The 13,668-nt window shown below is 70.6% G+C and carries 12 protein-coding genes; all 12 read left to right on the top strand.

Annotated features, from left to right (window positions below; all coding sequences use genetic code 11):
* The first annotated feature begins 42 nt into the window (after positions 1-42).
* Genes pheS through argH form a run of 12 tightly spaced genes read left to right on the top strand, consistent with a single transcriptional unit; the run spans position 43 to position 13,332 of the window.
* Positions 43-1,152: a phenylalanine--tRNA ligase subunit alpha gene (gene pheS, locus ASE01_RS12970; RefSeq protein ID WP_056752295.1), complete on the top strand. Its 1,110-nt coding sequence runs from the start codon at positions 43-45 to the stop codon at positions 1,150-1,152.
* Positions 1,149-3,632, top strand: coding sequence for a phenylalanine--tRNA ligase subunit beta (gene pheT / locus ASE01_RS12965; RefSeq protein WP_056752292.1), 2,484 nt, complete (start codon positions 1,149-1,151; stop codon positions 3,630-3,632). The genes pheS and pheT overlap by 4 nt, the downstream gene beginning before the upstream one ends.
* A 43-nt stretch (positions 3,633-3,675) precedes the next feature.
* Positions 3,676-4,746, top strand: a complete 1,071-nt coding sequence (argC, locus tag ASE01_RS12960) for an N-acetyl-gamma-glutamyl-phosphate reductase (protein ID WP_082606136.1) — start codon at positions 3,676-3,678, stop codon at positions 4,744-4,746.
* Positions 4,743-5,144 carry an ACT domain-containing protein gene (locus ASE01_RS12955; RefSeq protein ID WP_056752287.1) on the top strand — a complete coding sequence of 134 codons (402 nt, stop codon included), beginning with the start codon at positions 4,743-4,745 and terminating at the stop codon, positions 5,142-5,144. Before argC ends, ASE01_RS12955 begins: the two co-directional genes overlap by 4 nt.
* Positions 5,145-5,169: 25 nt before the next feature.
* Positions 5,170-6,330: a bifunctional glutamate N-acetyltransferase/amino-acid acetyltransferase ArgJ gene (gene argJ / locus ASE01_RS12950; RefSeq protein ID WP_056752284.1), complete on the top strand. Its 1,161-nt coding sequence runs from the start codon at positions 5,170-5,172 to the stop codon at positions 6,328-6,330.
* 11 nt (positions 6,331-6,341) lie between these two features.
* Entirely contained in the window at positions 6,342-7,277 is a 936-nt protein-coding gene (gene argB, locus ASE01_RS12945; protein ID WP_056752281.1) for an acetylglutamate kinase, read from the top strand.
* The gene (locus ASE01_RS12940; RefSeq protein WP_056752278.1) at positions 7,274-8,518 is read left to right on the top strand and encodes an acetylornithine transaminase; all 1,245 of its coding nucleotides are present in this window, start codon (positions 7,274-7,276) and stop codon (positions 8,516-8,518) included. The genes argB and ASE01_RS12940 overlap by 4 nt, the downstream gene beginning before the upstream one ends.
* Entirely contained in the window at positions 8,515-9,444 is a 930-nt protein-coding gene (argF, locus tag ASE01_RS12935; RefSeq protein WP_056752275.1) for an ornithine carbamoyltransferase, read from the top strand. Before ASE01_RS12940 ends, argF begins: the two co-directional genes overlap by 4 nt.
* Position 9,445: 1 nt before the next feature.
* On the top strand, positions 9,446-9,961 hold the full coding sequence (locus ASE01_RS12930; protein ID WP_056752272.1) for an arginine repressor: 516 nt from the start codon (positions 9,446-9,448) through the stop codon (positions 9,959-9,961).
* Complete coding sequence (gene argG, locus ASE01_RS12925; RefSeq protein WP_056752269.1) at positions 9,958-11,388, top strand: argininosuccinate synthase; 1,431 nt, start codon at positions 9,958-9,960, stop codon at positions 11,386-11,388. The genes ASE01_RS12930 and argG overlap by 4 nt, the downstream gene beginning before the upstream one ends.
* Complete coding sequence (locus ASE01_RS12920; protein ID WP_056752267.1) at positions 11,388-11,870, top strand: NUDIX hydrolase; 483 nt, start codon at positions 11,388-11,390, stop codon at positions 11,868-11,870. Before argG ends, ASE01_RS12920 begins: the two co-directional genes overlap by 1 nt.
* A 19-nt stretch (positions 11,871-11,889) precedes the next feature.
* Positions 11,890-13,332, top strand: coding sequence for an argininosuccinate lyase (gene argH / locus ASE01_RS12915; protein ID WP_056752262.1), 1,443 nt, complete (start codon positions 11,890-11,892; stop codon positions 13,330-13,332).
* Positions 13,333-13,668 lie beyond the last annotated feature (336 nt).

Genomic DNA, 13,668 nt, shown 5'->3' with positions numbered 1-13,668 from the left:
GGTTCGCGGACACGGGTCCCTGCTTCCTAGACTTGCCCCGACATGTCTGGACCCAACACTGACTACGACCCTGTGGAGGTCGCCGCCGTGAGCCCTGCCGAGGTGGAGGCCGCGCGCGACGCCGCTCTCGCCGCGATCGCTGCTGCCACCGACCTCGAGCGACTCAAGGTGGTCCGCAGCGAGCACACGGGCGACCGGTCGCCGCTCGCGCTCGCCAACCGTGAGATCGGTGCCCTGCCTCCGCAGGCGCGCAAGGAGGCTGGTCAGCGCATCGGTCAGGCCCGCGGCGCGGTGAACCAGGCGTTCGGCGCGCGTCAGGCCGAGCTCGAGGTCGAGCACGAGGCGCGGATCCTGGTCGAGGAGGCGGTCGACGTCACCCTGCCGACCGACCGCGACCCCGTCGGTTCACGCCATCCCCTGACCACCGGCGCCGAGCTGATCGCCGACATCTTCGTCGCGATGGGCTGGGAGGTCGCCGAAGGACCCGTCATCGAGGCGGAATGGCTGAACTTCGACGCGCTCAACCTCGGCCCCGACCACCCGGCGCGCACCATGCAGGACACGTTCTGGACCGACCCGGGCGAGGACCACCTCGTGCTGCGCACCCACACCAGCCCGGTGCAGGCGCGCACGATGCTCAGCCGCGGTGTCACCGACGATGCTCCGATCTACGTCGTGTGCCCCGGTCGGGTGTTCCGCACCGACGAGTACGACGCCACCCACTCGCCGATGTTCCACCAGGTCGAGGGCCTCGCCATCGACAAGGACATCTCGATGGCGCACCTCAAGGGCACGCTCGACCACTTCGCCTCGCAGATGTTCGGCGAGGGCATCACGACGCGCTTCCGGCCGTCGTACTTCCCGTTCACCGAGCCGTCGGCCGAGGTGGACCTCGTCTGCTTCGTCTGCAGGGGCGTCAACCCGGAGGCATGCCGCACCTGTCGCGGAGAGGGCTGGATCGAGTGGGGCGGCTGCGGCATCGTCAACCCTCGCGTCCTGCAGGCGTGCGGCATCGACTCGTCGCGCTACTCGGGCTTCGCGTTCGGCATGGGCATCGACCGGACCCTGATGTTCCGGCACGGCCTCGAGGACCTGCGCACCCTGTTCGAGGGCGACGTGCGCTTCACCACGGCATTCGGGAGTGAATTGTGAAGGCCCCAGTCTCCTGGATCCGGGAGCTCGTCGAGCTGCCCGCGGACGTCACGACCGAGGCGCTCACCGACCGTCTGACCGCGCTCGGTCTCAAGCTCGAGGGCATCCAGTCCGCTGGCGCCGACCTCCAGGGCCCGCTCGTGGTCGGCAAGGTGCTGACCAAGGACCCCGAGCCCCAGAAGAACGGCAAGGTCATCAACTGGTGCACCGTCGACGTCGGTGACGCCAACGGCACCGGCGAGCCCCAGGGCATCGTCTGTGGTGCGCACAACTTCGAGCCCGGTGACCTGGTCGTCGTGGTGCTCCCGGGCGGCGTACTGCCGGGCGGCTTCGAGATCTCCGCGCGCAAGACCTACGGCCACGTCTCGTCCGGCATGATCTGCTCGGTCAGCGAGCTGGGCATCGGCGAGGACCACGACGGCATCCTCGTGCTGCCGGCCGATGCCGGCCGGCCCGGTGACGACGTCTTCAGCCTGCTCGGACTGGACGAGGAGATCATCGAGTTCGAGATCAACCCCGACCGTGCCTACGCGCTGTCCCTGCGCGGAGTGGCTCGGGAGGCGGCCCTCGGTTTCGGCGTCCCGTTCCTCGACCCCGCCGAGCGCGAGGTCCCGGCGGTCGACGGCGCCGCGTGGCAGGTCGACGTCGAGGACACGGTCGGTTGCCCCGTCTTCGCTGCCCGTCTCGTGAGCGGCTTCGACCCGGCCCGGCCGACGCCCGAGGTGATCAAGCAGCGGGTCGAGCAGGCCGGCATGCGCTCGATCTCGCTCGCCGTCGACATCACCAACTACGTCATGCTCGAGCTCGGCCAGCCGATCCACGGCTACGACGCCGACAAGGTCGTCGGGGCGCTCGGCGTGCGCCGTGCCCGCGACGGCGAGCGCGTCACCACTCTCGACGACACCGACCGCGAGCTGTCCACCGAGGACCTCGTCATCACCGACGACTCGGGCCCGATCGGGCTGGCCGGCGTGATGGGCGGTGCCACGACGGAGATGTCGGAGGCCACCACCCGGATCCTCATCGAGGCCGCCCACTGGGACGCCACCTCGATGTTCCGCACCGGCAAGCGTCACCGGCTCAGCTCGGAGGCCGGCAAGCGCAACGAGCGTGGCGTCGACCCGCTGCTGCCGGGCGTGGCCGCCGATCGCGTCGTCGAGCTGCTCGTCGAGCACGGCGGAGCGACGGCGGAGCCGGGCTTCACCCTGGTCGGCACCGCGCCCCAGCGCCCGACCATCACCATCGAGACCGGGCTCCCGGCGCGGCTCAGCGGCATCGACATCTCGGCGATGACCACGGTCGAGCACCTCCGTGCGATCGGCGCGACGGTGACCGAGCACGAGTCCGGCGCCGTGGAGGTCGTGCCGCCGTCCTGGCGCCCTGACGTCAACGAGCCCTATGACCTGGTCGAGGAAGTCGTCCGGATCGTCGGCTACGACCAGGTGCCCAGCATCCTTCCGCGCCGGGCCACCGGTCGAGGCCTGACCCGGACCCAGCGCCTGCGTCGTCGCATCGGACGCACCCTGGCCGGCTCGGGCCTCGTCGAGGTCGTCAGCTTCCCGTTCGTGGGGGAGGCCTCGTTCGACAAGCTCGGCCTCGCGGCGGACGACCCGCTGCGCACGACCGTCGGGCTGGCCAACCCGCTCTCCTCGGAGGAACCGTCCTACACGACGACGCTGCTCCCGGGCCTGCTGGAGGCGGCCGGTCGCAACATCGGCCGCGGAGCGACGGGCGTCGCACTGTTCGAGACCGGCACCGTCGCCTTCCCCTCCGACAGTGGACCGGCGCCGATCTACGGCGTCCACACCCGGCCCTCGGAGGCCGAGCTGGAGAAGCTCTTCGAGTCGCTGCCGATCCAGCCGCAGCACCTCGCCGTCGTCCTGGCCGGCGAGCGCACCCGCCCCGGCTGGTGGGGCGCCGGTGCCGACGCGGCGTGGAGTGATGCGCTGGCCGTCGTACGACGGCTCGCGGGCGAGCTCGGCGTCACGGTGCAGGTCACCGGTGCTGCCCGGATGCCGTGGCACCCGGGTCGTTGCGCCGTCATCAGCATCGACGGCGTCGAGATCGGTCATGCGGGCGAGCTGCATCCAGGCGTCTGCACGTCCTTCGGCCTGCCGAAGCGCAGTGCTGCGGTCGAGATCGACCTGGATGCCCTGATCGCGGCGTCCGTCGACGTGACGCCGGGACCGGTGTTCTCCACGATGCCCCTGGCCAAGGAGGACGTCGCCCTGGTGGTCGACGCTGCGGTGCCGGCGGCGCTCGTGGAGGCCGCCCTGCGCGAGGGCGCCGGCGAGCTGCTCGAGTCGGTGCGGCTGTTCGACGTGTACGTCGGCGAGCAGATCGAGGAGGGCCGCAAGTCCCTGGCCTTCGCGCTCCGCTTCCGCGCACCGGACCGGACCCTCACGGACGCAGAGACCGGTGCGGCCCGTGACGCCGCGGTCGCCGCAGCGGCCGAGCGGACCGGCGCCGTCCAGCGGTGAAGCGGGCCCGGTTACGCAGGATCATGCAGCCTGCTGTATGTTCATGCACATGAGCAAGGTACGGGTGGCAGTCGCCGGCGCCAGCGGGTACGCCGGCGGCGAGGTGTTGCGACTGCTCCTGGGTCACCCGGGGGTCGAGATCGGCGCCGTCACGGCGGGCAGCAACGCCGGGGAGCTCCTCGGCGGCCTGCAGCCCCACCTCGTGCCGCTGGCCGACCGGGTGCTCGAGCCGACCACGGTCGAGGTCCTCGCGGGACACGACGTGGTCTTCCTCGGCCTCCCGCACGGCCAGTCCGGAGCGCTTGCGGCTGAGCTGTCCGCGCGGGACGAGAACGTCGTCGTCATCGACTGCGGCGCGGACTTCCGGCTGGAGGACAGCGCTGACTGGGAGCGGTTCTACGGCAGCGAGCACGCCGGGACCTGGCCCTACGGCCTGCCCGAGCTGCCCTCGATCCACGGTCCGGGCAACCGGGAGCTGCTGCGCGGTGCGCGGCGGATCGCCGTTCCCGGGTGCTACCCGACCATCTCCTCGCTGACCCTCGCACCGGCCGTGGCCGCTGGCCTGGTCGTTCCCGAGGTCGTCGTGGTGGCGGCATCCGGCACCAGTGGCGCGGGCAAGGCCGCCAAGACCCACCTGCTGGGCAGCGAGATCATGGGCAACACCAGCGCCTACGGCGTCGGGGGAGTCCACCGGCACACGCCGGAGATCACCCAGAACCTCGGCAAGCTGGTGGCCGGGGGACCGGCGGCGGTCAAGGTCAGCTTCACGCCGCTCCTGGTGCCGATGGCCCGGGGCATCCTCGCGACCTGCTCGGCACCGCTGGCCCGCGACGTGAGCGCCGAGGAGGCCCACGAGGTCTACCGGACGGCGTACGCCGACGAACCGTTCGTCCACGTCCTGCCCACCGGGCAGTGGCCGCAGACGCAGTCCGTGCTCGGTTCCAACGCCGTGCACCTCCAGGTGGCCGTCGACCAGACGGCGGGCCGCCTGGTGGCGGTCGGTGCCATCGACAACCTCGCCAAGGGCACTGCGGGCGCCGCCGTGCAGTGCATGAACCTCGCCCTCGGTCTCGACGAGACCACTGGCCTGACGACAGTAGGACTGGCACCGTGACCGAGCACATCTTCGAGATCGCCCGTTTCCCCGAGACCCTCGCCGTGGTGAGGCTGGCCTCCGGTGCGGAGATCCCCACCTGGGCGGAGTCGTCCTCGATCTTCTCGATCACCGCGACCGCCACCGAGACCTCACTGATCTGCGCGGGCCGCAGCGTCCCCAAGAAGGCGCGCCACGAGAAGCCCTTCACGGCCTTCTCGGTGCAGGGTGCTGCCGACCTGGGCACGCCCGGGGTCCTGGTCGCGCTGCTCGCGCCGCTGGCCGAGGCGGAGATCAGCGTCTTCACCGTCTCGACCTACGACACGAACTGGGTGCTGGTCCACGTCGGGCAGGCGGACAAGGCCGAGGAGGCGTGGCGACGATCGGGGCACACCGTCGTCGCCGCCGTTCCCGCCTGACCCACTTCCCACCCGAGGACCCCAGATGAGCATCACCCACCCTGCCGGCTTCGTCGCCGCCGGCGCCGCCGTCGGACTCAAGTCGAGCGCCAAGAAGGACTTCGCGCTCGTCGTGAACCAGGGCCCCACCTTCGACTCGGCCACCGTCTTCACCAGCAACCGCTGCAAGGCGAACCCGGTGCTGTGGAGCGAGCAGGTCGTCAAGGACGGCGTCGTGCGCGCCGTCGTCCTGAACTCCGGCGGCGCCAATTGCTACACCGGTCCCGAGGGCTTCGCCACGACCCATCAGGTCGCCGAGGAGGTCGGCAAGGTCCTCGGCTTCGGTGCGGGCGACGTCGTCGTGTGCTCCACGGGACTGATCGGGCTCGTCAACGACCGCCAGCTGATGCTGGACGGCGTCCACACCCTGCACGGCCAGCTCTCCGCGGACGGCGGGGACGACGCCGCCGAGGCGATCATGACCACCGACACGGTCAGCAAGCAGGTCGTCGTCCGGGCGCCCGGGGACGCAGGCTGGTCCATCGGCGGCATGGCGAAGGGTGCCGGCATGCTCGCGCCCGCCCTGGCCACGATGCTGGTCGTGATCACGACGGACGCCGTCGTGTCCGCCGGCGACCTCGACCGGGCACTGCGCGCGGCGACCCGGGTCAGCTTCGACCGGCTCGACTCCGACGGCTGCCAGTCCACCAACGACACCGTCACGCTGTTGGCGAGCGGCGCCTCGGGTGTCACGCCCGACCTGGCGGACTTCACGGCTGCGCTCACCGAGGTCTGCACCTCGCTCGCCAAGCAGCTCCTGGCCGACGCCGAGGGCGCTGACCACGAGATCGCGATCACGACGATCAACGCGGCCTCAGAGGACGAGGCGGTGGAGGTCGGACGGAGCGTTGCCCGCAGCAACCTCTTCAAGGCCGCCGTCTTCGGCAAGGACCCCAACTGGGGACGGGTGCTCGCGTCCGTCGGCACCACCACGGCCGCGTTCGACCCCGCCGATCTCGACGTCGCGATGAACGACGTGTGGGTGTGCCGCAACTCGACCCCGGCCGAGGACCCCGCGCTCGTCGACCTGACCGAGCGCAAGGTCACCGTCACGATCGACCTCAAGGCCGGGGGTGCCCAGGCCACGGTGTGGACCAACGACCTGACCCACGCCTACGTCCACGAGAACAGCGCCTACTCCTCATGAGCGGAGAGAAGATGAGCGACTCCGGGGCGATCGAGCCGGGGCGGCCCGATCCCTACAAGGCCGCCACCCTCGCCGGCGCGCTGCCGTGGCTGAAGGAGTACCACGGCAAGATCGTCGTGGTGAAGTACGGCGGCAACGCGATGACCGACGACACCCTGAAGCGGGCCTTCGCCGAGGACATCGCGTTCCTGCGGTTCGCCGGCTTTCGGCCCGTCGTCGTGCACGGCGGAGGCCCCCAGATCTCGCAGATGCTCGACCGTCTCGGCATCAAGTCCGAGTTCCGCGGTGGCCTGCGGGTGACCACGCCGGAGGCGATGGACGTCGTCCGCATGGTGCTGGTCGGCCAGGTGCAGCGCGAGCTCGTCGGCCTGATCAACGAGCACGGACCGCTCGCCGTCGGCCTCTCGGGCGAGGACGCCCACCTGTTCACGGCCGAGGCCACCGGCACGATCGTCGACGGCGAGGAGGTCGACCTCGGCCTCGTGGGCGAGGTCGCGCACGTGCGGCCCGAAGCCGTCCTCGACCTCATCGAGGCGGGCCGGGTGCCCGTGGTGTCCAGCGTCGCCCCCGACGTCGACGGTGTCGTCCACAACGTCAACGCCGACTCGGCTGCTGCGGCGCTCGCTGCGGCGCTCGGCGCGGAGAAGCTCCTCGTCCTGACCGACGTCGAGGGTCTCTACCTCGACTGGCCGGACCCGGAGGAGGTGATCGGCGAGATCAGCCCCGAGGCACTCGAGGAGATCCTGCCGACCCTCGCCAGCGGGATGATCCCCAAGATGAGCGCCTGCCTGCAGGCCGTGCGCGGTGGCGTCAAGCGCGCCACCGTCGTCGACGGCCGCCAGGCGCACGCCGTGCTCCTCGAGCTGTTCACCGACGAGGGCGTCGGCACCCAGGTGCTGCCCGGCGTCACGACCAAGACGCGCAAGGCGCGGGAGATCCAGTCATGACCACCGAGACAGCCGGGACAGCCGGGACAGCCGGGACCACCAGCACGCAGTGGACCGAGCGCTACACCGATGCGCTCATGAACACCTTCGGCCCGCCCAAGCTCGTCCTCACCCGGGGCGACGGCGCGCACGTCTGGGACGCCGACGGTCGCGAGTACGTCGACCTGCTCGGCGGCATCGCGGTCAACGCCCTCGGCCACGCGCACCCCCGCCTGGTCGCAGCCGTCACCGAGCAGATGCAGACGCTCGGCCACATCTCGAACTTCTTCGCCAGCACGCCGCAGATCGCGCTGGCCGAGCAGCTCGTCTCACTGCTCGGCGCCGAGGCCCGGGTGTTCTTCACCAACTCCGGCGCCGAGGCCAACGAGGCTGCCTTCAAGCTGACCCGGAGGACCGGCCGCACGAAGATCGTGGCCACGACCGGTTCCTTCCACGGTCGCACCATGGGCGCCCTCGCGCTGACCTCGAAGCAGGCCTACCGCGAGCCGTTCGAGCCGTTGCCCGGCGACGTCGTCTTCGTGGAGTACGGCGACATCGCTGCCCTGGAGGCCGCCGTGGACGACACCACGGCGGCGATCATCGTGGAGCCGATCCAGGGGGAGGCGGGCGTCATCGTCCCGCCCCGCGGCTACCTGCCCGCGGCCCAGCGGATCGCCCACGACCACGGCGCGCTCCTGTGGCTCGACGAGATCCAGACGGGCGTCGGTCGCACCGGCGCCTGGTTCGCGCACCAGCACCCGGACCTCGTCGACGCCCCCGTGGTCCCCGACATCGTCACGCTGGCCAAGGGGCTGGCAGGCGGCATCCCGATCGGCGCCTGCATCGCCACGCACGGATCCGGCAAGCTCCTCGACCCGGGCAACCACGGCACGACCTTCGGCGGCAACCCGGTCGCGGCAGCAGCCGCTCTCGCGGTGATCGACGTCGTCGGTGGGGACGGGTTCCTCGCCCGGGTGACGGAGGCCGGCAGCCGGCTCACCGCCGCTGCGGCACTCGACGCCCGGGTCGTGGAGACCCGTGGCGCGGGCCTGCTCGTCGGGCTGACGCTCTCCGAGGCCAAGGCCCCCGAGGTGGTCGCCGCCGCGCAGGACGCCGGCTTCATCCTCAACGCCGCGACGCCCGAGCGGGTGCGGATGGCGCCGCCCCTGGTGCTGACCGATGCCGACATCGACGCCTTCGCGGCTGCCTGGCCTGCGATTCTCGACGCCGCGGGCCTCACGCCGTCGGGAGCGAGCGCATGACCCGATCCTTCCTGCGCGACGACGACCTGACCCCGGGGGAGCAGGCCGAGGTGCTGGCCCTGGCGGCCGAGCTCAAGGCGGCGCCGTACGACCACAAGCCGCTGGCCGGCCCCCGCACGGTCGCGATGGTCTTCGACAAGCCGACCCTGCGCACCCAGGCCTCCTTCGCCGCCGGCATCGCCGAGCTCGGCGGGAACGCGATGCTGGTCGACGGACTGCTCGCCGGCATCGGCAAGCGCGAGTCGGTCGCCGACGTCGCCCGGGTCCTCGGCCGACAGGCCTCGCAGATCGTGTGGCGCACGTTCGCGCAGTCCGACCTCGACGAGATGGCGGCACTGTCCGGAGTCCCGGTCATCAACGCGCTCACCGACGAGTTCCACCCCTGTCAGCTGCTGGCCGACCTCCTGACCATCGCGGAGCACAAGGGCGCCCTCGCCGGGTTGAGCGTGGCGTTCGTCGGCGACGCGGCCTGCAACATGGGCAACTCCTGGGCGCTCGCCGGCGCCACGGCAGGCATGCACGTCCGGTTCGGGTGCCCCGATGGCTATGCGCCCGATGCCGAGGTGGTCGCCGTCGCCGAGGCGATCGGCGCCGGCGGCAGCATCACCGTCACGGCCGACCCGCACACCGCAGTCGACGGCGCCGACGTCGTCGTGACCGACACCTGGATCTCGATGGGCAAGGAGGACGAGGCCGCGGCACGCCGCACCGTCTTCGGTCCCTACTCCGTCACCCCCGAGCTCGTGGCCCGTGCCGCAGCGGACGCGATCGTCCTGCACTGCCTTCCGGCGTACCGCGGGTCCGAGATCGCCGCCGAGGTCATCGACGGTCCCCAGAGCGTCGTGTGGGACGAGGCCGAGAACCGGCGCCACGTCCAGAAGGCCGTCATGAGCTGGCTCCACTCCCACGTGGGGGAGTCGGTCTGACATGAGCGAGCACGCCCTGACCCCGGTGACGAAGAACGCCCGCCAGGCGATCGTCAGCGAGCTGCTGGAGAGCCGTGAGGTGCGCTCGCAGCCCGAGCTCGCCGAGCTGCTCGGCCAGCGCGGCGTGCACGTCACCCAGGCCACGCTGAGCCGCGACCTCGTCGAGCTCGACGCGGTCAAGGTGCGGGGCGTCAACGGCTCGCTCGTCTACGCCGTCCCGGCCGAGGGCGGCGACCGCACCCCGGTCGCCGGCGAGAGCGCTGCTTCCCAGCACCGGCTCGCGCGGTTGTGCTCGGAGCTGCTGGTCAGCGCCGAGGCCAGCGCCAACCTCGTCGTGCTGCGCACTCCTCCGGGGGCTGCCCAGTTCCTGGCGAGCGCGGTCGACAAGGTCGAGATCTCCGACGTCCTCGGCACCATCGCCGGGGACGACACCGTGCTCATCATCGGGCGCGACCCTGCCGGGGGCGAAGCCCTGGCCCATCGATTCACCTCCCTTGCCGAAAGGAACGAAAGTTGAGCAAGGTCCTGACCTCCCTCCCCGTGGGAGAGCGCGTGGGTATCGCGTTCTCCGGCGGCCTCGACACCTCGGTCGCCGTCGCATGGATGCGCGACAAGGGTGCGGTGCCCTGCACCTACACCGCCGACATCGGGCAGCCCGACGAGCCGGACATCGAGGGCGTGCCGGAGCGTGCCCGGCAGTACGGCGCCGAGATCGCCCGCGTCATCGACATCAAGCCGCAGCTGGTCGAGGAGGGCCTGGCCGCGCTCGCGTGCGGTGCCTTCCACATCCGCTCGGGCGCGAAGGCCTACTTCAACACCACGCCACTGGGCCGTGCCGTGACCGGCACGATGCTGGTGCGTGCGATGCAGGCCGACGAGGTCAACATCTGGGGCGACGGGTCGACCTACAAGGGCAACGACATCGAGCGGTTCTACCGCTACGGCCTGCTGGCCAACCCGGAGCTGCGCATCTACAAGCCGTGGCTCGACGCGGACTTCGTCGCCGAGCTCGGTGGTCGTCACGAGATGAGCGAGTGGCTGGTCGCGCACGGCCTGCCCTACCGCGACTCGACCGAGAAGGCCTACTCCACCGACGCCAACATCTGGGGCGCCACCCACGAGGCCAAGACGCTCGAGCACCTCGACGTCTCCCTCGAGGTCGTCGAGCCGATCATGGGCGTGAAGTTCTGGGACCCGAGTGTCGCCATCGAGACCGAGGACGTCGCTGTGACCTTCGAGGCCGGCCGCCCGGTCGCCCTCAACGGTCGCCGGTACGACGACCCGGTGGCGCTCGTCCTGGAGGCCAACGTCATCGGTGGCCGCCACGGCCTGGGCATGTCGGACCAGATCGAGAACCGGATCATCGAGGCCAAGTCCCGCGGCATCTACGAGGCACCGGGCATGGCCCTGCTGTTCGCTGCGTACGAGCGCCTCCTCAACGCCGTGCACAACGAGGACACCCTCGCCAACTACCACCTCGAGGGGCGCAAGCTCGGTCGCCTGCTCTACGAGGGCCGCTGGCTGGACCCGCAGGCGCTGATGCTCCGGGAGTCCATCCAGCGCTGGATCGCCTCCCTCGTCACCGGAACGGTGACCTTGCGCCTGCGCCGTGGCGACGACTACACCATCGTGAAGACCGAGGGGTCGAACTTCTCCTACCACCCGGAGAAGCTCTCGATGGAGCGCGTCGAGAACGCCGCCTTCGGGCCGACGGACCGGATCGGTCAGCTCACGATGCGCAACCTCGACATCGCCGACTCGCGCGCCAAGCTCGAGCTCTACGCGGCCCAGCCTCTCGACCAGGGCCAGGTGCTCGTGGAGAACGGCACCCTGTTCGGCGAGCTGCCCCCGGGTGGCTACGACCAGATCACCGCCAACCCGGACGGCGTCCCGGAGGACGAGTCGATCCTGGACGACGTCGCGATGGAGTCCGGGACCGACTGATGACCGGCGGGCTGGTCGTGGGCGAGCCGACTCGACGAACGGTGGCACGGGTGCTGCCGGTGAGCGAGGAGGGGACCGTCCTCCTGCTGCTGGGCTGTGATCCGGCACAGCCGGAGGTCCGGTACTGGTTCACCGTCGGTGGGGCGGTGGACCCCGGCGAGACACTTGCCGAGGCGGCCGTGCGCGAGCTCCACGAGGAGACCGGCATCGTCGTCGGTCAGGGGGACCTCGGCCAGCCGTTCGGCACGTTCGAGGTGGAGTTTTCCTGGGACGGGCGGTCCTACGTCAACGACTCGACGTTGTTCGCCGTGGCGCTCGAGGAGACCCCGGTGAGCTTCGCGGGGCTGGACCTGCTGGAGTCGCAGTCGATCTTCGACGCCCGGTGGTGGACGCCCGAGGGGCTGGAGCAGGACGGCCGCGCGGTGGACCCGCGGCTGGTGGACCAGATGCGGGCGGCCATCGAGCACGTCCGGCACGACTGACAGGTAGGGGACCAGGGGCATGAGCGACACCACCGGACAGACCGAGGGCGGCAAGCTCTGGGGCGGACGATTCGCGGGCGGACCCTCGCCCGAGCTCGAGGCGCTCTCGCGCTCGACCCACTTCGACTGGCGCCTGGGGTTGTACGACATCTCCGGGTCGCATGCCCATGCGAAGGCGCTCGGCGCCGCCGGCCTGTTGACGACCGCGGAGGAGGCGGAGCTGCATCGCGGCCTCGACGCCTTGGCACAACGCTTCAGTGACGGCTCCCTGCAGCCCCAACCCTCCGACGAGGACGTCCACGGCGCCCTCGAGCGATTGCTGATCGAGGAGGTCGGTCCTGACGTCGGCGGCAAGCTCCGCGCCGGTCGGTCCCGCAACGACCAGATCGCGACCCTGTTCCGCTGCTACCTGCTCGACCACTCGGTGCACGTCGCGCGGCTGGTCCTCGACCTCGTCGACGCCCTCGCCACGCAGGCCGAGACCCACCTGACCAGCGTCGAGGGTGGACCTTCGATCATGCCCGGGCGCACCCACCTGCAGCACGCCCAACCCGTCCTCCTCTCGCACCACCTGCTGGCCCATGCGTGGGCGCTGCTGCGTGACGTCGACCGGCTGGGGGAGTGGCGCCGTCGGGTGGCCGGGGACTCGCCGTACGGCTCGGGAGCCCTCGCGGGCCAGAGCCTGGGGGTGGATCCCGAGCTGGTCGCGCGTGAGCTCGGCTTCACCGGCTCGACAGCGAACTCGATCGACGGCACGGCCTCACGGGACTTCGTCTCGGAGTTCGCCTTCGTCGCGGCCCAGACCGGGATCGACATCAGCCGGATCGCGGAGGAGGTCATCCTCTGGGCGACCAAGGAGTTCGGGTTCGTCGTCCTCCACGACTCCTGGTCGACGGGGTCGAGCATCATGCCCCAGAAGAAGAACCCCGACATCTCCGAGCTGGCCCGCGGCAAGGCGGGCCGCCTCGTCGGCAACCTGACCGGCCTGCTCACCACGCTCAAGGCGCTCCCGCTCGCGTACAACCGCGACCTGCAGGAGGACAAGGAACCCGTCTTCGACTCGGTCGACACCCTCGAGGTGCTGCTGCCGGCGTTCACCGGCCAGGTCGCCACGCTCGTCTTCGACACCGATCGTCTGAAGGAGCTGGCCCCACAGGGCTTCTCCCTGGCGACCGACATCGCGGAGTGGCTGGTGCGTGAGGGTGTGCCCTTCCGCGTCGCCCACGAGCTCGCCGGTACCTGCGTGCGTCGGTGCGAGGAGCTCGGCATCGAGCTCGCCGACCTCACCGACGAGCAGTTCGCGGCCATCTCGGACCACCTGACCCCCGAAGTCCGCACCGTTCTGACCATCGAGGGATCGGTGGCCTCACGTGCCGGACGCGGGGGTACGGCTCCGGTGCGCGTCCGCGAACAGCTCGCTGACCTGCGCAAACGCGTCGCAGAGGCCCGCTCCGCGACGTAGGGGGCACCCCGATTTGCAACAGGTGGGACATGTGCTGTTAATGTTCCACTCGTTGCAGAGGAACGCAGCGAAAACCTCCGGGCCAAGGGCCCAAACAAGAGGTTCTCGCCATGTCCGAAGCAAGGTTCGGACCTGGTCCGGAACACCGGTTCGCCGGAGTTGACGAGCAGGACCTGAACCAGTAACGTTTCACAGGTTGCCCCGCGACCGAAGGCCCTCAGGGTCCGAAGCGCGGATGCGTGTGATGTTTGAGAACTCAACAGTGTGTCATGCATAGATTGTTGTGACGTTTGTAATGCGTCCGGCCATCGTCTGCTCTTTGGGGTGGGTGTTTGG

The sequence above is a fragment of the Nocardioides sp. Root190 genome (genome assembly GCF_001428565.1).
Taxonomy (GTDB): Bacteria; Actinomycetota; Actinomycetes; order Propionibacteriales; family Nocardioidaceae; genus Nocardioides.
Note: the sequence above shows the minus strand (reverse complement) of the source record. Positions and strands in the feature narration are given on the sequence as shown.

Bases quoted from the DNA above. Each gene is read 5' to 3' on its own strand.
- ASE01_RS12940 (WP_056752278.1), top strand. From the start codon at position 7,274: ATGACCACCGAGACAGCCGGGACAGCCGGGACAGCCGGGACCACCAGC.
- argJ (WP_056752284.1), top strand. From the start codon at position 5,170: ATGAGCATCACCCACCCTGCCGGCTTCGTCGCCGCCGGCGCCGCCGTC.
- argF (WP_056752275.1), top strand. From the start codon at position 8,515: ATGACCCGATCCTTCCTGCGCGACGACGACCTGACCCCGGGGGAGCAG.
- pheS (WP_056752295.1), top strand. From the start codon at position 43: ATGTCTGGACCCAACACTGACTACGACCCTGTGGAGGTCGCCGCCGTG.
- ASE01_RS12920 (WP_056752267.1), top strand. From the start codon at position 11,388: ATGACCGGCGGGCTGGTCGTGGGCGAGCCGACTCGACGAACGGTGGCA.
- argC (WP_082606136.1), top strand. From the start codon at position 3,676: ATGCACATGAGCAAGGTACGGGTGGCAGTCGCCGGCGCCAGCGGGTAC.
- argB (WP_056752281.1), top strand. From the start codon at position 6,342: ATGAGCGACTCCGGGGCGATCGAGCCGGGGCGGCCCGATCCCTACAAG.
- argH (WP_056752262.1), top strand. From the start codon at position 11,890: ATGAGCGACACCACCGGACAGACCGAGGGCGGCAAGCTCTGGGGCGGA.
- ASE01_RS12930 (WP_056752272.1), top strand. From the start codon at position 9,446: ATGAGCGAGCACGCCCTGACCCCGGTGACGAAGAACGCCCGCCAGGCG.